Annotated in this window: 18 protein-coding genes; 2 read left to right on the plus strand and 16 right to left on the minus strand. The window is 50.2% G+C overall.

The features are described from left to right. Positions 1 to 21: 21 nt before the first annotated feature. The 15 genes from H9X84_RS01110 to metA all read right to left on the minus strand — a co-directional run bounded on the left by H9X84_RS01110 (position 22) and on the right by metA (position 16163). Entirely contained in the window at positions 22 to 1050 is a 1029-nt protein-coding gene (locus H9X84_RS01110; protein WP_205132475.1) for a sugar-binding transcriptional regulator, read from the minus strand. Between the two features lie 148 nt (positions 1051 to 1198). After that, a complete protein-coding gene (locus H9X84_RS01115; protein WP_205132476.1) occupies positions 1199 to 1489 on the minus strand; it encodes a hypothetical protein in 291 nt (96 codons plus the stop codon). Between the two features lie 22 nt (positions 1490 to 1511). Beyond that, the gene (locus H9X84_RS01120; protein WP_205132477.1) at positions 1512 to 1970 is read right to left on the minus strand and encodes an NUDIX hydrolase; all 459 of its coding nucleotides are present in this window, start codon (positions 1968 to 1970) and stop codon (positions 1512 to 1514) included. 107 nt (positions 1971 to 2077) lie between these two features. Then, positions 2078 to 2743: a PrsW family glutamic-type intramembrane protease gene (locus H9X84_RS01125; RefSeq protein WP_205132478.1), complete on the minus strand. Its 666-nt coding sequence runs from the start codon at positions 2741 to 2743 to the stop codon at positions 2078 to 2080. A gap of 116 nt (positions 2744 to 2859) precedes the next feature. Further along, entirely contained in the window at positions 2860 to 3624 is a 765-nt protein-coding gene (locus H9X84_RS01130) for an S-layer homology domain-containing protein (protein ID WP_330612220.1), read from the minus strand. A 364-nt stretch (positions 3625 to 3988) separates the two neighbouring features. Continuing rightward, positions 3989 to 5302: an ABC transporter permease gene (locus H9X84_RS01135; protein WP_205132480.1), complete on the minus strand. Its 1314-nt coding sequence runs from the start codon at positions 5300 to 5302 to the stop codon at positions 3989 to 3991. Further along, entirely contained in the window at positions 5299 to 7419 is a 2121-nt protein-coding gene (locus H9X84_RS01140; RefSeq protein ID WP_205132481.1) for a COG1361 S-layer family protein, read from the minus strand. The genes H9X84_RS01135 and H9X84_RS01140 overlap by 4 nt, the downstream gene beginning before the upstream one ends. Next, a complete protein-coding gene (locus H9X84_RS01145) occupies positions 7397 to 8086 on the minus strand; it encodes an ABC transporter ATP-binding protein (protein ID WP_205132545.1) in 690 nt (229 codons plus the stop codon). The genes H9X84_RS01140 and H9X84_RS01145 overlap by 23 nt, the downstream gene beginning before the upstream one ends. A 405-nt stretch (positions 8087 to 8491) precedes the next feature. Further along, complete coding sequence (locus H9X84_RS01150; protein ID WP_205132482.1) at positions 8492 to 9517, minus strand: hypothetical protein; 1026 nt, start codon at positions 9515 to 9517, stop codon at positions 8492 to 8494. Between the two features lie 3 nt (positions 9518 to 9520). Next, positions 9521 to 11119 carry an MBOAT family O-acyltransferase gene (locus H9X84_RS01155; RefSeq protein WP_205132483.1) on the minus strand — a complete coding sequence of 533 codons (1599 nt, stop codon included), beginning with the start codon at positions 11117 to 11119 and terminating at the stop codon, positions 9521 to 9523. 18 nt (positions 11120 to 11137) lie between these two features. After that, positions 11138 to 11365, minus strand: coding sequence for an acyl carrier protein (locus H9X84_RS01160; RefSeq protein ID WP_205132484.1), 228 nt, complete (start codon positions 11363 to 11365; stop codon positions 11138 to 11140). 6 nt (positions 11366 to 11371) lie between these two features. Next, a complete protein-coding gene (locus H9X84_RS01165) occupies positions 11372 to 12166 on the minus strand; it encodes a GNAT family N-acetyltransferase (RefSeq protein WP_205132485.1) in 795 nt (264 codons plus the stop codon). After that, complete coding sequence (locus tag H9X84_RS01170; protein WP_205132486.1) at positions 12144 to 13661, minus strand: amino acid adenylation domain-containing protein; 1518 nt, start codon at positions 13659 to 13661, stop codon at positions 12144 to 12146. The genes H9X84_RS01165 and H9X84_RS01170 overlap by 23 nt, the downstream gene beginning before the upstream one ends. 281 nt (positions 13662 to 13942) lie before the next feature. Then, on the minus strand, positions 13943 to 15226 hold the full coding sequence (locus tag H9X84_RS01175) for an O-acetylhomoserine aminocarboxypropyltransferase/cysteine synthase family protein (RefSeq protein ID WP_205132487.1): 1284 nt from the start codon (positions 15224 to 15226) through the stop codon (positions 13943 to 13945). A gap of 16 nt (positions 15227 to 15242) precedes the next feature. Continuing rightward, a complete protein-coding gene (metA, locus tag H9X84_RS01180) occupies positions 15243 to 16163 on the minus strand; it encodes a homoserine O-acetyltransferase MetA (RefSeq protein ID WP_205132488.1) in 921 nt (306 codons plus the stop codon). Between the two features lie 427 nt (positions 16164 to 16590). Between metA and H9X84_RS01185 the strand changes: the two genes are divergently transcribed. Together H9X84_RS01185 and H9X84_RS01190 are read left to right on the plus strand one after the other, a co-directional pair. After that, positions 16591 to 17064 (plus strand): YbaK/EbsC family protein, encoded by a 474-nt coding sequence (locus H9X84_RS01185; protein WP_205132489.1) that lies wholly within the window; start codon positions 16591 to 16593, stop codon positions 17062 to 17064. Between the two features lie 25 nt (positions 17065 to 17089). Further along, entirely contained in the window at positions 17090 to 17539 is a 450-nt protein-coding gene (locus H9X84_RS01190) for an RrF2 family transcriptional regulator (protein ID WP_205132490.1), read from the plus strand. 98 nt (positions 17540 to 17637) lie between these two features. On the opposite strand, the gene H9X84_RS01195 is transcribed toward H9X84_RS01190, so the two are convergent. Beyond that, positions 17638 to 19944, minus strand: coding sequence for a SpoIID/LytB domain-containing protein (locus H9X84_RS01195; RefSeq protein ID WP_205132491.1), 2307 nt, complete (start codon positions 19942 to 19944; stop codon positions 17638 to 17640). Positions 19945 to 20062: the final 118 nt, after the last annotated feature.

The following is a 20062-nucleotide window of genomic DNA, read 5'->3' on the forward strand; positions in this document are numbered from 1 at the left end:
GATCCCCCGCCGCAGGAAAAATTATTTCCCCGCCAGACGAAGCATACCTCTGGCGGCGCCCTCGTCCATAACAAATACGGCGTTGCTCATGGATTTGCTCAAAGCCAGCAGGCTTTCGGCCTTTTTGCTGCCGCCTGCCGATACCAGAACCGCCTCCATGCGATGTACATCCTGAAAATCTATCCCAATGGAGTTGGTCTCATAGACCACATCCCCATCATGGTTGAAATAATAGCCGCAGGCCTCCGCCGCCGCCTTCTTTTCTTCCAGCAGCGCGCAGATCTTCTTGTCCAGCCTGCGTCTTTGGGCCATATCCATGGCGTTGCCTACCCCCAGCAGAAGGATGGTGGCCCGTTTCATTTCCTCTATGGTCTCCGCCACCTCCGGCTCTTCCCTCATTTCTTCCAGTACGTTGCTGCTCAGATTATCCGGCAGATGCAGCATACGATAATCGGCTTCCAGCTTTTCCGCCAGCTTGGCCGCCAAAGTATCCGCCTGCACCTCCAGTTTTCTGCCGATACTGCCTCTTGCCGGCAGAATCATTTCCGCCTTGGGCATGGACATCATAGGCACAGCCTCTACCAGTTCCGCCATGGTAGAACCACCGGTAATGGCAATATGACTGCTCTTCCTTGTCATATCCAGCAGCACTCTGGCGCCGATCTGGGCCATTTCCTTGCGGGTACGCTCGCTTTCGTCCACATCTCCCTGGGCCAGATAGACCCTTTTGACGCCCAGAATCTCCCGGACCTGTTCCTCCAGCTCCGTCAAACCCGTCAGAGCGGAAAACAGATGATGGAGACCATCCAGCACCTCCATGCCGTCTTCCGTTACGGCCATACCCGTTTTAGAGACTTTTACCAGCCCCTGGGCGTTCAGTTTTTCGATCTCACTGCGTACCGTTCTCTCCGTCATGCCCAGAGAGACCACCACCAGCCTGCGTCCGCAGGGCTCCAACAGCTTGACCGTTTTCAAAATGCGGTATCTTTTGATAAGTTCGTCGGTCAGATCCGGCACGATCTTTCTTGCCAGATGCAGTTTGTCTTCCATTTTATCACCTCATAGGTCACATTTCGTCCCAATCTGCATTTTTTGTCCCGCCTTTATTGAAAAAACGGCTGACATAAGAAACCCAACGGCAAAACCCTTCTCTTCTCATATCAGCCGCGCAAAGACCTGCTGTCTTTTTGCTTCTTAATTAAACCTGTTCTACCTTTACGGAATCATCCACGTCTTTGTCTGTGCAGCAGCATTCATCATCACAGCATTCGTCATCCAGATCATCCCAGTCATAGTCCCAGTCCTCATCATACTCATCGTCCATTTTGGTCTTGAGCAGATAAACCACGCCCAGAGCAACCACAGCCAGTACAGCCGCAGCCACTGCCAGCGCGATGAACAGGGTCTTCTTTTCGTCTTTATCCTGCAATACTACGATCTTCTCCTTCAGATCGCCAAAGCTGGGTCTTACTTCAAAATATTTTTTCATAATTCCTCTCTCCTTTGCGCTTTTATTTTTGCATAAATTTCTTTTTCAAAAATTCCTTGTTCTTACGCATTTCACTATATTCGTAATATGCTTTTTTCAAAATCTGGCGTTCGTCGTTAAACTTCAGCAGATGATAGGCCTCATGGAACTTATAAAATCCCGCGTCGGCAAAGTACTCCTCGCTCTGGGGCTTGCAGTAAAAGGAATTTGTGCTCATCAAATACCAATGCACCGTTTTATTGACGGTATCCTCGCCGCCCTTAAAGGTATACTGGGTCTTTCCTACATATTTGATGATCTCCCCGGTGGCCCCGGATTCCTCCTTGACCTCCCGCAGTGCCGTCTGCCGATAGGATTCGTTTTCTTCCACAGTACCCTTGGGCAGTACCCAGCCCATATACCTGCCGTTCTGGTTCTTATACAGCAGGAGGATCTTCCACCTGTGTATCACAACGCCGCCGCAGCTTACTGCTTCGATCACCGCATTCCCTCCGCTATATTATTTTATCTGCTTTTTGTATCAGTATACCGCTTTTTGCCCTCCTTTTCAAGACAAAGCGGAAATTTTCCCCAGGATCGGGGCAAATTTTATCCTGTGGGACGAAAAGGGGACCTTTCCAGCAATTCCCGCATCCGCCGAAGGCCCAGTATCCAAAGGAAAACCTCCAGTCCCCAGAAAGGAATATCCCAGAATCTTTCCGGCCGGAGCAGGAAATAGTCGTATGCGCCATGCAGCGCAAAGGGCACCATAAAAGCGGCCCATCTCTGCCATCTGCCACCGCCAAACTTCCGCCGTCCCAGATAATACCCCATCTGCACCCCAAACAGACCATGCCCCGGCACAGACAGCACCGCTCTGGAAAGGGCCGTGCCATAGCCGCCCATAACCGGATGGACCACATACACCAGATTTTCCACCCAGGCAAAGCCCAGTGACAAAAAAACGGCATAAACAATGCCGTCGAACGGCTCATTAAACTGGCGGTTAGGAAGGATCAGGCCCAGCATCAGTAAAAACTTGACACCTTCCTCTATCAATGCCGCACTGAAAAAAGCCGTATAAAAAGGCGTTTCCTCGTGGGGCAGCAGTCCTTCCAGCAACGTCCCCGCGCCATAAGTCAAAAAAGCGGAGATCCAGCCATAGACAGTGCCCGCCGCCACCATCCGCCACGGTTCCTTTTCGTACCTGTCCCGGATATACAGATAAAAAATTCCCGCCAGCACCGGCGCGGAAGCCAACTGGAACAGAACCATCCCTTTTTCCTCCTTTTTTTGTCCTGCTGTTATCATATCCCGCTTTTCCGCCATTCTCCTCCGCCAAAATCAGGAAAAAAGGACCGGAGATATTTCTCCGATCCTTTTCGTATGCTTTATTTTGCTATATTCTCACAAAAATTCATGAGCATCGTCGCCGCCTCGGCTCTGGTGGCCCGGCCCTGAGGGTTCAGGGTGCCGTCGTCATTGCCGCCCATAATGCCCGCGCCGCAGGCCCACTGCATGGCGGGGAAGGCGTACTCGCTGATCTCCAGAGCGTCAGGATAGGACAGGATATTGGTATCCTCGCCCACGGAAACATCATAGTCCTTGTACTGTGCATAGTTATGGAGCATCACGGCGAACTGCTCTCTGGTGATAGGCAGGCCCACACCAAAGGTATCGCCAAAGCCCGCCACAATGCCGTTTTCGTTTGCCCAGGCAATGGCTTCGGCATAATATTTATCGCTGGTCACATCCAAAAACTTCGCCACATCCTCCGGCGCCGGATTGCCTTCCAGGTTCCAGAGGATCACGGCGAACATTTCCCTCTGCAAAGGCGTATTGGGAGAGAAAATACCGCCGCCCATGCCGCTCATGAGGTCGTGGCCGACTGCGTAATATACCGCGTCATAGAACCAGTCTCCCCTCCGCACGTCGGAGAAGGACAGACTTTCCTCCTGCTCTTCCTCGATGATTTCTTCCTCTTCCTCAAGTTCTTCCTCTTCTTCGAGTTCTTCCTCTATCTTTTCCCACTTGGCGTAGATGGTAGCGCCTCCTGTCAGGGTGATCTCGTCAATGGGCTTTGTCAGAGCCTCGTCGGCGTACCAACCCACGAATTCGTAACCGTCCCGGGTAGGAACGTACTTGTCCAGATCAATGGATTTCCTGTCATCCGCTGTTCAGAGCCTTTGACATACGCAAAAAAGGCCCGTCACGCCCACGGGAAAACCGCAGACGCAGCGCGCCTTTGAATACAGGGATATTAAATTTTAAGCAGCACAAAAGAACAGACTTATTCTGTCTGTCTGTCTGTCTGTCTGTCTGTCTGTCTGTCTGTCTGTCTGTCTGTCTGTCTGTCTGTCAAGATTTTACGGGTCAGTACCATAGCGGTCAAGCCCCCTTTTTGTGCCGTATTTTCTAAATTATACCATACCTTTCTTTTTTCTGCACTCTTTTTCTGTATCTGCTTTCCGGCATGGAAAAAGGAGCCTTTCTCCCGGAAAGGCTCCCCATAGCATATTCTTATTCTGTTTTGATGGCTGTCAGCGCGCTCAGCTTCATGGCGCGTTTCGCCGGAAGGTACCCGGACAGCACACCGATGACCGTCGCAAAGGCCACCGCCGCCAGATACAGCCAGATGGGGATGGAGGATTTCATATCGCTCCCCTGTCCCGTAGCCACGGCGTTAACCACCAGCGACATGAGAAAACTGGTCAGAATCCCCACTACGCCGCCGGCAAATCCGATAAAAGCCGCCTCTGTCAAAAACAGCAGTTTGATGTCCCGCAAAGACGCGCCGATGACCTTCATAATACCGATCTCTCTGGTTCGTTCATAAATGGCCATAACCATGGTGTTGGTGATGCCGATGGCCGCCACGATCAGGGATACCGCCCCAATGGCTCCCAGCACCATACGCAGCATTTTGGTGGTCTCTTTCATAGCTTCCAGCTGGTCTGTCAGACTGGAGGCCTGGAATCCCATGTCCTTGATCTGCTGCTGTACCTCCTGCACCTTATTCAGATCATTGACCTTTACGGAAACCTGCTGGTATTCCTTCTTTTTCTGCTGGCTGGAAGAATTGGAATACCCCTGCTTTTTCTCCCAGGCCTGTTTATCCTTCTGTATTTTTTCCATCTGCTTGATGGGCATTACCACAGAATAGCTGTTATTGCCGCCGTCTGGCATAATCCCCAGCACCTGGGTCTTGATAGGCTTGATGGATTTGTCGGCATAGCGGCTGCCATAGCTCCAGTCATACGTCAGCATAACCTTGTCGTTGAAAACATCAATTTCCGGCGTTCCCGCCTCCATCTGCATCTGCCAGTTGAGTTTGGGGTTATACATCTGATTGAGGACCGCCCGGCCCACAACGATGCCTTCCTTATCCTCCGCCGTCAGTGTCCTGCCTTCCTCTACTTTGTAGCCCAGTGCCTCCATGGCCGCCGGGTCGATACCAACAAAGCTGGCGGAATTGACATATTTCCCACAGACGATCATCATGCTTTCCCGGATCACGGGAGAGACCGCCTCCACATATTCCATCTGCCGAAACTGCTCCACTGCCGCCGCATCCAGCAGAACTTCCTTTTTAGGGCCTTTTTGACTGCTGTCATCACTGTAATAATAGCCGCTGCTGCTGTAAACATCAATGACCTGCAAACTGCCCCATTCTTCCACCTGTTTCTGGAAACTCTCATTCATGCCGATACCAATGGAAACCATAACAACGATAGAAGTTGTGCCAATAACAACGCCCAACACCGTCAGAAAAGTACGCAGCTTTCTTTTCCAAAGATTACGCACTGCCATCAGGATCAGATCTCTCGTACTCATAAGGGCATCCCTTCTTCGTCCTCATCCTCATCTTCTTCCAGTTCTTCGTCCAGGTCCTCGTCATTTGCCATACTTTCCGCGAAGGCATCAGGGTCTTCCTTCTGCTTTTTAATGAAGAAGAACAGCGCCGCCGCCAGTACCACCAGCACGGCAATGGCAATGCCCACATTTTTGATATTGAGCGCGGTTTGTGGCTGTTCCCCTTCTGTTTCGTCCACCATGACCGGTTCCACAACATTCAAAATGAAGGAACGGCGGATCTCCTGTGTTTCACCGCTGGGATCTTCGTAAACGGCTACAATATCCACAGGCACTTCCCCAATGGTTGTGGGTGTAAAGCTCACTTCATAATAGTCGCTGGAACCAGAATCCAGATTGCCGATATAGGTGCTTCTCTGGGAACAGTCCACATCGCCTTCCACCTTAAACATCAGATTGCTGAGGGCAACTTTGCCCGTATTGTAATAACTGAAAGAAACCGTAAGTGGGGTATACTGATCCACAGTATCCGGAAGCACGAACTCATCAATGCTCAGTTCTGTCTCCTGCTCCACATTGATGCCCAGAAGTTCTTTGGCCGTATATTCCTTGCCCTCCGCATCCTCATACTCAAAGTTGACGGTCAGCGTATATGTTTTGGGCTGGGCATTGGGTACTACATACAGCCGCAGATCCTTTTCCACAGTACCTTTCGGAGAAATGGCGTCAAAATAGAAGGTATTGCTGCTGTTGACCGGCGTAAAGATATTGCCGGATTTTTCTGTTTCGGAAGAGGTTTCTTCCGCCAGTGTCAGGAACATTTTGATATTTTTTACGCCCTTGGCCGCATGGGTATTGGTCAGCGTAAGATTCAGGTCAAACTCCTGTCCCGCCATAACGATCAGAGGGTCGCAGACATAATTGCTGACAATGATCTTGGGCTTGCTGGGATTTTCTTCCTCGCCCTCTTTATCTTTTTCCGGGTTGCTGATGTTAGCGCCCGCATACTGTTTGAAGCTATGTACCTTTGTACCGCCGGAGGTATATTCCACTAAAAATTGGATGGCATAATTCTGGCTGGTAGCCTGATTGGTACCCGCGAAGGTGAAGCTCAGAGGCATAGAAGCGCCCGGCGCCAGAGAAGACAATGTCTTTACACTGCTGGATTTGGGCACAACCGCCGTAGGGTCCAGCGCCTCCGCCGTAATGACAATATCCTTTGCCGCTACCTGTCCGGCGTTATACAGTTCAAACTGCACCGGGAAATTCTGGTTAACGCCATAGACACCATGGGGCTCCTTCATATTGCGGATCTCCAGCTGGGAGGTTTTGCCGCCAACACCACCCACATTCACATAATACTGCTGTTCCTTGGTAAATTCCTTGCCATAGGCATCCTGATATTTCAGCTGGATGGTCACAGGATAGTTCCCCGCCACCATATCCGCGCTGGATGCCAGCTGGAAGGAAAAGCTGGCTGTCTGGCCCACTGTCAGCTTGCCCACCTGTACCGTATTAAAACCACCGCTGATGGTAATGCCTTCCGTAGACAGATTGCTCAAAGACACTTCTGTCATATACATATCCTGACTGCCTGTATTCTTCACAATACCACTGAGGGTGGCCGCCGTTCCAGGGGACATGCTTTCCGGCGCCAGCTTCATCTGGTCAAAGGTATAATCCGGCTCTGTGTTGAAACCCTTCATACGGAGGTAAATGGTATCGGAACCGCTGTAAGAACCGCCTGCTGCATCCTGATAGGTGTAGGAGATTGTTATCGGATAGCTGGCTTTTTCCACTGTACCTGTGATTTCTACATACATATTCAAAGACTTTACGCCATTCGCACCAAGGCTTCCCACATTTTCCCCCGCCGAGAAATTGATCTTAAACGGTGGAATGGCCTCATCACTTTTGGCACGCATCACAATGGATTCTGCCAATGCTCCGCCTTTATTTTTTACCTGTATCGTAAGCCGTGTTTCTTTCGCTGCGTCAATCTCATATACACCGTCTCCCGATACAAAAACACTGGGCCTTCCATCCAAATCCGCCGCAAAAGACGGCGCAGGTATCCCCATAAGCACCGTCAGTGCCAGCAATATCGCAAATATTTTATACAGTGGTCTTTTCCTCATTTTTCACCATGCCTCCTTCTGAAGGTATTCTTTCCTCTATTTTCTCAATCTTGCCGTCCATCAGCATTACAATCCGGTCGGCATACTCCGACAATTCCAAATCATGGGTTACAATCACCAACGTTTGGTGGTATTCCTTCGCCAGCCCTGTAATCAAATCCATCATTTCATAAGTGGTCTTCGTATCCAGATTTCCCGTGGGCTCGTCGGCAAACACCACCTGGGGCTGATTGATAAAGGCCCGGGCAATACTGACTCTCTGCTGCTGGCCGCCGCTCATCTCGCTGGGCTTATGATGGGCCCGCTCCTCCAGCCCCACAGCCTTCAGCATTTCCATGGCACGCTCGTTGCGCTCCTTGACGGGCACCCCTTTAAAAATCAGGGGCAGCGTCACATTTTCCAACGCTGTCAATGTTGGCAGCAGGTTATAGGACTGAAATACAAAACCAACGTATTTCTGCCGGAAGCTGGCCAGCTGATCCTCATTCATCCGCTCGATATGTTTTTTATTGAATATGATCTGGCCGCTGGTGGGTTTTTCCAGCCCCGCAATCAAATTTAATAATGTAGATTTTCCCGAGCCGGATTTTCCCAAAAGACAGCAGACTTCCCCCTGACGAATCCGAAGACTGATGCCGTTGACTGCCCGGATGGACTCCTTCCCCATCTGGTAGACTTTCGTCACGTCTTTGATGATAATTACACTTTTTCCCACGCTTCACACTCCCTGCCCAGAAAATAAAAGGACGAAAAAATGAGTGCCGGAACGCTTCTCAGCTTTCGGCACAGAAAAAAAGCTGCTTATCTTTTTTTCATTTTGTTCTAATCCTTTTTTAATTTTTTCCTATTATAGCATAGAGTTATTACAAAACAACCATGGTTTATTTACAATTTTCTTAATATCTGCCTCTTTTTACCATTTTCTTTTGTGGATTATTTCATATTTTTTGACCCAACATCTTAAAAACTGCCCATTCTCAGGAGATTTTCGCCATAGAAAACAGACATTTTTCCGCATACAAAAAGGCCAGGACATACTGCTGTCCTGACCTGATTCTTTTGATGCTGTTTTTCAGGAAACGCCGGAAACCTCCAGATACTGTGCCAGATCCGCGTCCCACTGGGCATAATTCTCATCCCCCCGGTGGTCCGGCAAATCATAATGCTCCTTCAGATATTCCCCCAGCCAGGCTGTGACTTTCACAGATCCCGCCAGGTTCACATGGCCCTGATCGTAGTATTCTGTCTCTGGGTCCAGACCGATTTCATTTCGTATTTCCTCCCGGTCCAGATCCACATAGGCCACGCCCTGCTCCTGGGCAAATTCCTCCAATGCCTGGCTCATTTCATAGGTCCAGCTCATCTTCGGCAGATGGAGAATAACCACCTCAATGTCCCTTTCCTTGCAAAGCGCAATACTCTTTTTTGTATATTCCAGCGCGCTTTCATCAAAAGCCACTGTTTCTCCCGTAGGCTCCATGAAGTTTTCCGGATACGCCTGCGGTTCCGCCTGCCGCAGGTAAACATGGCCTTTTTTGAAGGAATGCTGCATCAGCGGCTCTGTTTCCACCTCTGCCAGATTGACTTCCTTCCATCTTTCATGATACCGCAGCAAAGGGAAAATATAGGAAAGCTCTGTCTGCCGTTCATCGGCCTCTGTCACCTCCCGGATGATCCGCCATTTATAACCGGACAGCTTCATGCCATCCAGCGCCCGGCGCAGATCCCCCTCCCGTTCAGCGTAGTCATAATTCTGGAACAGATTATCGCAGCCCAAAATGACTACCTGCGGGCTTTGATAATTCAGAGATTCCTCCAGCAGGCCGTAAGTCACCGAAGGCGCCTGCAAAGCCGAGGCCCGCACATAGCCCGTAAAGCCATGATCCCGGTACATGAGCATAGGCGATACACCCCGCAGCAGGGGACTGCTGCCTACGCACAGCACGTCTACCGTATTTTCTTCCTCGCCGTAAAAAGCGTGGATCTCGTTTGTTTCGTCGTCTCTGCGGATATACATCTGGGTCATCTGCGTAAAGACCAGCGCAAAGACCAGACAGAAGGCAGAGCATCTGGCAATGATATTTATTTTTTTCCCCATATCTCAGAACCCCCTGTAAATAAAGTCCGCAGCGTTATAGTTCAAACCGTATACGCCAAAAATAATCAGTGTAAAAATGCCGCCCAGGTAAACGACCCAGCGGAAATACAGATTCTGCTTGGCCAGCGTCTCCCGAACATGGATGCCCTTTTCCTGCATAATGCTGACTGCCAGCAGTACCAGACAGGAAAGGAATAATACCCACATATCCGGCCCATCCAGCCCCAGCTGCAAAAGGCCGCCGTTCCATAAAATATCCGTATCCCAGTTGAGGATCATAGACTTTATCATGGCAACAGAAATACTGAACCCAGCGGCACGGGTAATGATCTTGCCCAACGCTACCAGTACCAGCGTCCGCAGGATACGAAACAAATGCCAGCTGAAGCATTCCGTCCGAATCCCCAGCTTTTTCGCCAGGTCCTGCAAAGGCTGTTCAAACAATATCCCCAGTACGATGAGGGTACCGTTATAAAAACCAAAGGCGATATATTTCCATTCCGCCCCATGCCAGATACCGATGAGGAAAAACACAATAAACTGTGGAATCAGCACCGGCAGGAGCTTGCCCACATAATTGCCCAGCACCTGTCTGCCCTTTTTGCCCACCTTCATAAAGAATTTGGACAACGACAGCGGATAGAACACATAATCCCGGAACCATGCCCCTAGCGTGATGTGCCATCTCCGCCAGAAATCGGGAATGCTGGTCGCCAGATAGGGCCGCTCGAAGTTCTTGTCCAGATCCACGCCAAAAAGCTGGGCCGCGCCGGTGGCAATGTCAATGCCGCCGGAAAAGTCCCCATACAGCTGGATGCAGTAAATCAGCGCCGCAACCGCCACATAAGTCCCCCCAAAAGTATCGGGGAATCCAAAAATATTGTCTACCATTACCGACGCACGGTCCGCAATGACCAACTTCTTAAAAGCACCCCACATCATCAGCTGTACACCGAATTTCGTCCGTTCATAAGAAAAGGAATTCCCCTCAAAGAGCTGTTTCGATAAGGTCTGGAACCGCCCGATAGGCCCCTGCACGATCTGGGGGAAAAAAGAAATAAACAACGCCAGTTTCCCGATATTTTTTTCCGGCGGTGTTTTCTCCCGGTATACATCAATGAGATACCCCATGGTCTGGAAGGTATAGAAGGAAATGCCCAAAGGCAGCAGAAAATGGAACACCGGCAGTTCCACCGGCGCCGACAGCCGCACGAACAGCGCATTCAGGTTCTCGCTGACAAAGCCAGAATATTTCAGCACCGCCAATATCCCAAAGTTAAATACCAGCGTTGGAATCAGCACTCTGCGCTTTTTTTTGGTAAAAGCCGCTTTCCAGCTCTTTTTTCCTTCCTTATCCAGTCCCGCTTTCACGGCATTATAGGCGGCTTTGTTTTCCTCCGCCATTTTTCCCAGTTTTCTGGTCGCGATGTACGTGGTCACTGTGGTCGCCAGCAGGTAGGCAAAATACTTTACCCCCGCGAAATAATAAAAGACATAATTAACAACCAAAAGCGTTACCCAACGGCAACGCTTCGGTGTCACATAATATGCGGCGACAGCTAGGATCAGAAACATCACAAACTCCATGGATGTAAATGCCATAGCCTGTTCTCCCTGTCCTTAGTCTTCCTGCAGTCTTGTTACCAGCGCCATGATGGCTTCTACGGAGTTGAAGTTCTCCGGAACGATGTCGTCGGCGCCGATTTCGATATCATATTCCTCGCACAGTTCCCCTACCAGGGTCACAATATCGAAGGAATCCAGCTCGCCGCTGTCTACCAGTTCCTGGTTGCCCTCGAAGTCTACATCAGGTCTGATCTCTGCCAAAATTTTTAATAAGCTTTCCATTTCACATTATCCTTTCTCTTTTATCATTACCGGGGCGATTCTGCCATCGGGCAAAAACCCCGTTTTTTCATACATTCTCATAGCCGCCGGATTGTCTGTGCGTACCCAGAGCTGACATCGAAGCGCCTCCGGGCTTACCAGCCATACCCAGTCCCGCACCAGCTTCTTGCCGATGCCCTTGCCTTTTTCCGATTCCAGAACGGCGATCTGCCACAAAACGCAGTTCTTTTTCTCCCATCCAAACCGGAGGAATCCCACCAGTCTGCCGTCCCGGATCTCCGCCAGCACTTCTCTGCGGGCAATAGATTCCAGCAGAGTCTTTTCATCCGGCAGTGCGGAGGTATACGGCTCAAAGCTTTCTTCCATCATTTCCAGAATCTGACGGGCATGGGCCGCTTCGGCGTAAACGATGGTCCTGCTTCCGGAAACGCCTTCCACAATAGGCATCACCAGCCGCTTTCGCTCCAGATAGGGCCGAAAGCCTACCTTCTCCCAAAGAGAAGCCTTCGGCTCCTGGCCTTTTTTCTCCAGACAGACCTGCTCCATCACCAAAGGCAGGGGCAGAGCCGGAATCTCCACCGGCGCCGTTCCTTTTTCCAGAAAAAAATAAAAATCTATATGGCGCTCCTGCTGAAAAAACAGGTAGCACCCACCTTCAAATCGGTCTACGGAGCACCGTTTTTCCGCCGCCGCCTTCAGATAGACCTCCTCCGGCAGCAGAAAATTGGTCTGGGTCCGTTTGCTGTGCCAGGCCCGGACAATGGACTCCATTGTTTTTTTATCTTTGATACTCGTTATCATAATACTCCTTCAGCCGCAGCCGGTCGATCTTTCCGTTAAGCGTATGCGGCAGTTCCTCCATCTGGATCATCACATTAGGGAACATATATTTCGGCACCTTATCCCGCAGTTTTTTCAGGATATAGGCCTGTGTCGCCTCTTTTCCGCAGTAAAACAGCAGTATTTTCTGGCTGCTTTCATCATACAGGCAGACGCCTTCCTCCACCAGGTCGATGGAACGCACCGCCGTCTCGATTTCACCTAATTCAATACGATGCCCCATATGCTTGATCTGGTGATCCTTTCTGGCCAGAAAGACGATCTCACCATATTCATTATACTTCGCAATATCCCCTGTTTTATAAATCATTTCCGGATAATAGGGGTTCAGAGGGTTCTGCTGGAAGGCTTCCACCGTTTTTTCCGGGTTATTGTAATATCCCGGTGCCAGACAGCGTCCTCTAACGCATAATTCCCCGCTTTCTCCTTCCTCCGCCAGACGGCCGTCTTTTAATATGAAGATATCCGTATTCCGGCAGGGGTATCCGATGGGCAGGGGCTCCTCATCGGAAAATTCTCTGTCTACAATATAATAGGTACAATCCACTGTCGTTTCCGTAGGGCCGTAGATATTGGCAAACAGTGCCTCCGGATAATGACGCCGCCAGTAATTAAACTGCTTTGTGGGCATAGCCTCGCCCACAAACATGATCTTTTTCAGGCCGGAGGGCCGTACCTTTTCCAGCGCATCGGTATTGGCAATGATGCACAGTGCCGAGGGCACCCAGTCGATATAGTTGATCTTTTTTTCCTCCAGATATGGCAGCAGCTTCACCGGGAAGGAAAAAAGCTGTTTCGGGATAATCTCCATAGTAGCGCCTGTTTTTAATACAGCGTAAATATCCTTTACGGAAGAATCGAAGTAAAAAGGCGCCTGATTTCCGATAATCTCCTGCTCTGTGATGTCAAAGGTCTCCGTATACCACTCGATCAGGTTCACAACAGCCTGATGGGGAATCACAACCCCCTTGGGAACACCGGTGGAGCCGGAAGTAAAGAGGGCATACAGCGGATCTGTGTCAATGGCCCTTCTGCGAATCTTTGCCAGCTTGTCCTCCGCCACATTCTGGGGGATCTCTTCCAAGGAGAAGGTCTGTCCCTCATATCCCAGATTTTCCGCCAGTTTCCGGCTTTTTTCATCTATGAGCAAAGCCACCGGCCGCAGTGTCGTGAAAATAGACTGTATCCGCTCCTTCGGCATGGTGGTATCAATGGGCGTATAAAAATTCCCGCTGTATACACAGCCCAGAAAGGCCGCCACCATAGCAGGCGTTTTTTCCGTCATGACGGCAATGGGCGCGTTGTGTTTTTCCAACGCCGTCAAGGCCGTGCCGATCTGTCTGGCCTTCTGCACCAGCTGGGAAAAGGTCATGCTTTCCTTATCCGTGGCAAAAGCTGTTTTCTCGGGGAAACGGCGGGCCGTCTCCTCGGCGTATTCTAAGATATTCCGAATCATCTAAATCCCTCAATTCCGATTGCGCATCCTTTTCTACGCGCAGTCTCAAAAAAGTATATCACCTTCATAAAATCAAGTCAACAATCTATCCGCCACTTCACAGAGCAAAAAAATGAAGCTATACACACGGGGAATGTATCATAGCTTCATTTTCAGTGTATCATTATTGCTCTGTCTCTCGCATGGTCAGATGGTAAAGACTTTGCACAAACAATACCGATAGTTTCTATCGGTTTTGAGTATACCATAGGACCAGCGAGAAAACAATGTTTTTTTCCACATTATACAGAAGCCAGCGCCTGTGCCACGTCAGCGATAATATCCTCCGCATTTTCAATGCCCACGGAAAGACGTACCAGATCGGGACCAACACCTGCCGCCACCAGTTCCTCGTCCGTCATCTGACGATGGGTAGAGGAAGCGGGATGCAGAATACAGGTCCTTGCGTCCGCCACATGGGTAGCAATGATGGCTCTCTCCAGCCTGGACATAAATTTTTCCGCCGCCGTTCTGCCGCCTTTGATGCCAAAGGAGATGACGCCGCAGGTGCCATTGGGCATATATTTCTTCGCCCGCTCATAATATTTGTTTCCTTCCAGACCGGCATAGTTTACCCAGGCGATCTTTTCATGAGCGTTCAGGTATTCCGCCACCTTCTGGGCGTTCTGGCAGTGGCGCTCTACCCGCAGGGCCAATGTTTCCAGACCCAGATTCAGCAAAAAAGCGTTCATGGGCGCGGGCGTAGAGCCAAGGTCACGCATGAGCTGGGCTGTGGCCTTTGTGATATAAGCGCCGCCCTGCCCAAATTTCTCTGCATAGGTGATGCCGTGATAGGAATCATCCGGTGTGGTCAGGCCGGGGAATTTTTCCTTGTGGGCCATCCAGTCGAAATTTCCGGAATCCACGATACAGCCGCCTACGGTAGCGTCATGGCCGTCCATATATTTTGTGGTGGAATGGATAACAATATCGGCGCCCCATTCAAAAGGCCGGCAGTTGACAGGGGTGGCGAAAGTATTATCTACGATCAGAGGTACCCCATGGGCATGGGCCGCTTTGGCAAAACGCTCGATATCCAGTACCACCAGCGCGGGGTTGGCAATGGTCTCGCCAAAGACCGCTTTCGTATTAGGCTGGAAAGCTGCCTCCAGTTCCTCGTCACTGCAGTCAGGATGAACAAAGGTAAAGGAAATGCCCATTTTCTTCATGGTTACGGCAAACAGATTATAGGTACCGCCGTAAATGGTGGCGGAGGCTACCACATGATCCCCTGCCTGGCAGAGATTGAATATAGAATAAAAAGACGCCGCCTGGCCGGAGGAAGTCAGCATCGCCGCTGTACCGCCCTCCAGTTCGCAGATCTTTGCCGCCACATAGTCACTGGTGGGATTTTGCAGTCTCGTATAGAAATATCCGGACGCCTCCAGATCGAAGAGCTTGCCCATTTCCTCGCTGGTATCATATTTGAATGTAGTGCTCTGGACAATGGGGATGAGACGGCTCTCCCCGTTTTTAGGCATATAGCCCGCCTGGATGCATTTTGTTTCGATGTGTAAATCCTTCATGTTCCTCTCCTGCCTTTCATTCCTTGATGTCGTTAATATTGTAGGGTGTTTCCTGATATACATAATAATTCAGCCAGTTGGAATAAAACTGATTGGCATGGGCCTTCCAGCGCATGGTCGGCGCCTGTTTCGGGTCATCATCAGGGAAATAGCCATAGGGCAGCTGGATGGGCAGCCCCCGGTCCAGATCCCGGTAGAATTCCTTAGCCAGAGAATCGGCGTCATATTCAAAATGACCTGTAATAAAGATCCGACGGCCGGATTTATCGGCAATAATGTGGGGCCCCGCCCCTTTGGATTCCGCCAGAATCTCCAGATCCTCCACCTTCTGGATATCTCTGGAGCGTACCTCTGTATGGCGGGAATGAGGGCAATAGAACACATCATCAAATCCCCGCATCAAAATATGGTCTTTTTTCTCTACCCTGTGGGGATAAATGCCGAATTTTTTCGCCGACAGAGAATACTTTGGAATATCATAGAAATAATTTAACGCCGCCTGCGCTCCCCAGCAAATATGAAGGACACTGAATACATGGCTTTTCTCCCATTCCAGAATCTCACACAGCTCCGGCCAGAAATCCACTTCCTGAAAATCGTAATTCTCAATGGGTGCGCCGGTAATAATCAGGCCGTCAAATTTCTCCTCCTTCACATCATCAAATGTTTTATAAAAAGAATCCAGATACTCGGCAGAGGTATTCTTGGAATTATGTGTCTTCATCTGCAGCAGTTCGATCTCTACCTGCAAAGGCGTATTGCTTAACAGACGCATCAGCTGGACCTCTGTTTCGATCTTATTGGGCATCAGATTCAAAATGGCAATCTTTAAAGGCCGGATATCCTGATGGACCGCCCGTTCTGGTGTTACCAGAAATACATTTTCCTTGTTGAGCACCTGATACGCAGGCAATTCTTCCTTGATGATAATAGGCATGTACAGCACTCCCTTTCTTTTTGTAAGCCGGAAGAGTGCCGTTTTTCCCTTTCCCGGGAAATAAAAAAACGGCCCCGCTTCCGAGCCGTTTCATTTTTTACCAGTTTGTTTTCAGTCTCAGAACCATGGTCCCCGCAATATGAACATCACAAAAAGCATAGACATCATCATGCCCATGCTCATCATCATACCCATATGAAGTTTTGCGTCAAAGAAAGAATGTCTCATGGCAAAAACCTCTCCTGCTTCTGTACTGTTTTCTGTACATTATAAACATGTGTCCGTACTCTGTCAACACTTTTTTTCTTTCTTTGGCCGTTTCCTTTTCTTTCCATCTTTTTATACTTTTTCCCTTGCATAAATACTAGGTTTCTGCTATGCTATTTCTTATAATGAAAATACTGTCGAATGAGGAGATGTAGCAAAAATGTCTATCGAAAAAGTAAGAGCATATCTGAAAGAAATGAATTGTCCCAAAGACGTGATCGAATTTTCCACCTCCAGCGCTACGGTTGAACTGGCGGCGCAGGCAGCAGGCGTGATTCCCGCGCGCATTACAAAAACACTTTGCCTGATGTCCAAGGAAGGCCCTATCGTCATCGCCGTTGCAGGGGACGCGAAGATCGACAACCGGAAATTTAAAGACACCTTTGGCCTGAAAGCCAAAATGCTCTCTCCCGAGGAAACTCTGGAAGCAACAGGCCATGCCATTGGCGGGGTCTGTCCTTTTGCCCTGCCGGAAGGCACAAAGGCATACGCCGATGTTTCCATGAAGCGTTTCGACACTGTATTTCCCGCCGCCGGCAGCAGCAACTCCGCTGTGGAGCTGACCTGTGACGAGCTGTACCTCTATGGAAAATGCACCGCATGGGTAGACGTCTGCAAAGGCTGGGAAGAATAAATTCCAAACGAACAAGGAGTAGTCTATGAAAATCTCTACAAAAGGCCGTTACGGCATCCGCCTGATGTTAAGTCTGGCGCTCCATTATGAAAAAGGCACACTGGCCTTAAAGTCCATTGCCAGAGAACAGGACATCTCTGAAAAATATCTGGAACAGATCATCAACCCTCTGACAAAATCCGGTCTGGTCAAAAGCTACCGGGGCGCTCAGGGCGGCTATATCCTCACCAGAAACCCCATGGAAATTACCATTGGAGAGGTGCTCCGTCTTTTGGAAGGCTCCCTGTCTCCCGTGGACTGCGTGGACAACCCCATGTGCCCCAATTCCGATACCTGTGTTTCCCTTTCCGTATGGAAGAAAATGAAGGAAGCGCTGGATGATGTCGTTGACAATATTTCTCTGGCGGATCTGGCAGAGGAATACAAAGAAAAGCATCCTGACGGAGAGCCCGCAGGCGGCTGTGTAAAAAAATAACATGAAGGTCTGACACTTTCATCAGAAATCAAAAATCGCTGAAATCCCTTGCACACAGGATTCCAGCGATTTTTTTCATCATGATTTTTCTGCGGGCATTACTGGTACACCTGCTGTACCTGCGTGCCCGGATAGTAAAATTCCAGAATCTCGGCGGCGGTTTTCCCCTGCTCCGCCAGCGACTTTGCCCCATACTGGCTCATGCCGACGCCATGGCCGCTTCCTCCGCCGTAAAAAGCGGCCCCAGTCATCCGACCTTCCTCGTTCGTCATCGCTTTGACGGCAAAAAATCCGCTGGGCAGCATAGTGGCATCTGTTGTGGAAGTCCCATCATATTTTTGCAGATAGACAGGATCGCCAATGGTCATCCTCATAGGAGACAGCACCTGACGAATGGCATATTCTCCCTTCACCCGTACGGTCCCATTTTCATATTCCAGCAAAAGAGATTTGACAACACCGCTCTCTCCCCGCTCCTCCACGGAAATATTCTTTAGCAGTCCCGTCTTTTCCGGCGTCCCCTGTTTCCAGGAATCATCCTCCTGCCGGATTTCCACTTTTCCTGGGCTGGTTTTCGCCGTCTGGGCCAGCTTGGCCGCTGTAATCTCCGATAACTGCCGTACTCCAAAGTAGACCTTCCAGCGAAACCAGGGCGAGTCCTTGTCATAGCCTTCTGCATCCCAATCCTGCCAGAATTCCAGCCATTCCTCCTCTGTTTCCGGCTTTGTTCCCGTCACTCCATGTACGCCGCCAATAAGGTAAGTCTTTTCCTCTCCTTCTGACTGCCATACCTCTGCCGCGGAAGCGCCATAACCGCAGGAAGTAGAATAAAAATACGTAGTAACCACAGCGTTTCCTGACGTCAGGCAAAGCCCCCTTGTGGTGTCAACGGCTTCGTCGGAAAGGCTGTTTCCCTCCGCACCCAGATAAACCTGACTGCTGACAGTATCGTCCACATGAGCACCGTAGCCGCACAGCTCATTGGAAAAAATCCGGTTATAGGCATAGCTTCTGGCAGTAATGGCCTGGGCCTCCAGCGCCGTCTCTCCAAAGGAAACCGGCATCTCATGGGGTACCACACCTTTCAGATACGTTTCCATGGACAGTTCATTGATAACGATGAGCTTCTCCTGCCGCCGCTCCAGTTCCAGCGTACCGTAGTAACTGCGGACAGTGCCGTCGGAAAACACCACTTTCATAGGGCCGCCATTTTTGCCTTTGGCCGTTACGATGCCGTGATCGAACCATGGCATTTCCTGGGAAAGTGCCGCCGCATCCATAAATTCCTTTTCTGTCTGACTGCTGGAAAGGGTAAATCCCCCCTCTGCCGAAAGAGTCACCTTCTGCCCATCCGTGCCCCCTACCAGCACCCGGATGTTCTCCACATTCTCCCTCTCCCGCAGTACAGCACCGCAGATTTTCCCATCCTTCATGAAATATTCCGCCTCCGCCATGCCGCAGATCAGGGCGGAAACGGTCTTTTCTTCCGCCTCTTCCGTTCTGCCGTCATAGACGCGATATCCTTCCGCCCAGGAAAACAGCCCTTGTTCTCCCAGATAGATCTCCTGTCCATTGACCCGCTTGACGGTACACAATCCAATGGTCTGGGCCGGTATCACTTCCGAAAGGGCCCCCTCTTGCCAGACTACATCACAGATGCCATCCACTGTTTCACCGCTGTAAGGCAGGCTGACCGTTCCATTTCCTGTTTCCAGCTGAAGCCTTCCGCCAGTTGCATGACAATATACATTTTCCGCCGTTCCGTTTTCCTCTGTCACCTCCAGCAGTGCCACGATTTCTCCGTCCTTTTGCCAGAACCGCAGCGTTTCTCCCAGATAGGGCATCAACTCTATCCCCGCGGCCCAATAGTTTCCTTTGTCAAACCAGCCGCTTTCCTCTTGCGTTTTCAGGAGCAGGCTTTCCTGCTCCTCTATGCCGTAGGAAGAAAGGTCCTCCTCTCCCCTGCGGTGTTCCAGCGCCGTTTCCCACAGCTGTACCCACAGACTGTAAGAAACGGGCAGATTTTTATTTTCCTCTGTTAGGATAATCTGGCTGTCAAACTCCGGCGCCAGCCTGTCCACCAGAAACTGGGCCTGGGTCAGGGTCAGTTCCTTTTCCGGATAGAAATTCCCATCCTCATCCCCGGAAAAAAATCCCATGGACACGGCGCCATTGATATAAGCATATTGGTCTCCATCTTTGGAAACATCGGGAAATTCCGCCGTTTGTTCCAATTCCGCCAACTCCTCCGGCCCATAAAAGGCCAGAGAAATCATTTTTGCCGCTTCCGCCCGGCTGACGGCACGTTCATCGCCAATCCTGCCCTGGACAGCTCTGTCTACCGTTTGCTGGGCACATCCGCAAAGCAGCAATAACCCCAGACATAAAAAAAGAATCCTTCGCATTCTCTACACTCCCTCTTCCAAACTTTGTACAAGTCTATGCGGGAAGGCAGAAAAATAGAAAGATTTTTTCCGGAAACGCAAAAAAGGAAAGGCATTGCCTTTCCTTTTGTCTTTGCGG

The sequence above is a fragment of the Anaerotignum lactatifermentans genome (genome assembly GCF_016902535.1).
GTDB lineage: Bacteria > Bacillota > Clostridia > Lachnospirales > Anaerotignaceae > Anaerotignum > Anaerotignum lactatifermentans_A.

What these genes read in the sequence shown, in the direction of transcription:
- H9X84_RS01110 (WP_205132475.1), bottom strand. Translation starts at nt 1,050, where the DNA reads ATGGAAGACAAACTGCATCTGGCAAGAAAGATCGTGCCGGATCTGACC.
- H9X84_RS01115 (WP_205132476.1), bottom strand. Translation starts at nt 1,489, where the DNA reads ATGAAAAAATATTTTGAAGTAAGACCCAGCTTTGGCGATCTGAAGGAG.
- H9X84_RS01125 (WP_205132478.1), bottom strand. Translation starts at nt 2,743, where the DNA reads ATGGTTCTGTTCCAGTTGGCTTCCGCGCCGGTGCTGGCGGGAATTTTT.
- H9X84_RS01135 (WP_205132480.1), bottom strand. Translation starts at nt 5,302, where the DNA reads ATGAGTACGAGAGATCTGATCCTGATGGCAGTGCGTAATCTTTGGAAA.
- H9X84_RS01140 (WP_205132481.1), bottom strand. Translation starts at nt 7,419, where the DNA reads ATGAGGAAAAGACCACTGTATAAAATATTTGCGATATTGCTGGCACTG.
- H9X84_RS01145 (WP_205132545.1), bottom strand. Translation starts at nt 8,086, where the DNA reads ATGGGGAAGGAGTCCATCCGGGCAGTCAACGGCATCAGTCTTCGGATT.
- H9X84_RS01150 (WP_205132482.1), bottom strand. Translation starts at nt 9,517, where the DNA reads ATGGGGAAAAAAATAAATATCATTGCCAGATGCTCTGCCTTCTGTCTG.
- H9X84_RS01155 (WP_205132483.1), bottom strand. Translation starts at nt 11,119, where the DNA reads ATGGCATTTACATCCATGGAGTTTGTGATGTTTCTGATCCTAGCTGTC.
- H9X84_RS01160 (WP_205132484.1), bottom strand. Translation starts at nt 11,365, where the DNA reads ATGGAAAGCTTATTAAAAATTTTGGCAGAGATCAGACCTGATGTAGAC.
- H9X84_RS01165 (WP_205132485.1), bottom strand. Translation starts at nt 12,166, where the DNA reads ATGATAACGAGTATCAAAGATAAAAAAACAATGGAGTCCATTGTCCGG.
- H9X84_RS01170 (WP_205132486.1), bottom strand. Translation starts at nt 13,661, where the DNA reads ATGATTCGGAATATCTTAGAATACGCCGAGGAGACGGCCCGCCGTTTC.
- H9X84_RS01175 (WP_205132487.1), bottom strand. Translation starts at nt 15,226, where the DNA reads ATGAAGGATTTACACATCGAAACAAAATGCATCCAGGCGGGCTATATG.
- metA (WP_205132488.1), bottom strand. Translation starts at nt 16,163, where the DNA reads ATGCCTATTATCATCAAGGAAGAATTGCCTGCGTATCAGGTGCTCAAC.
- H9X84_RS01185 (WP_205132489.1), top strand. Translation starts at nt 16,591, where the DNA reads ATGTCTATCGAAAAAGTAAGAGCATATCTGAAAGAAATGAATTGTCCC.
- H9X84_RS01190 (WP_205132490.1), top strand. Translation starts at nt 17,090, where the DNA reads ATGAAAATCTCTACAAAAGGCCGTTACGGCATCCGCCTGATGTTAAGT.
- H9X84_RS01195 (WP_205132491.1), bottom strand. Translation starts at nt 19,944, where the DNA reads ATGCGAAGGATTCTTTTTTTATGTCTGGGGTTATTGCTGCTTTGCGGA.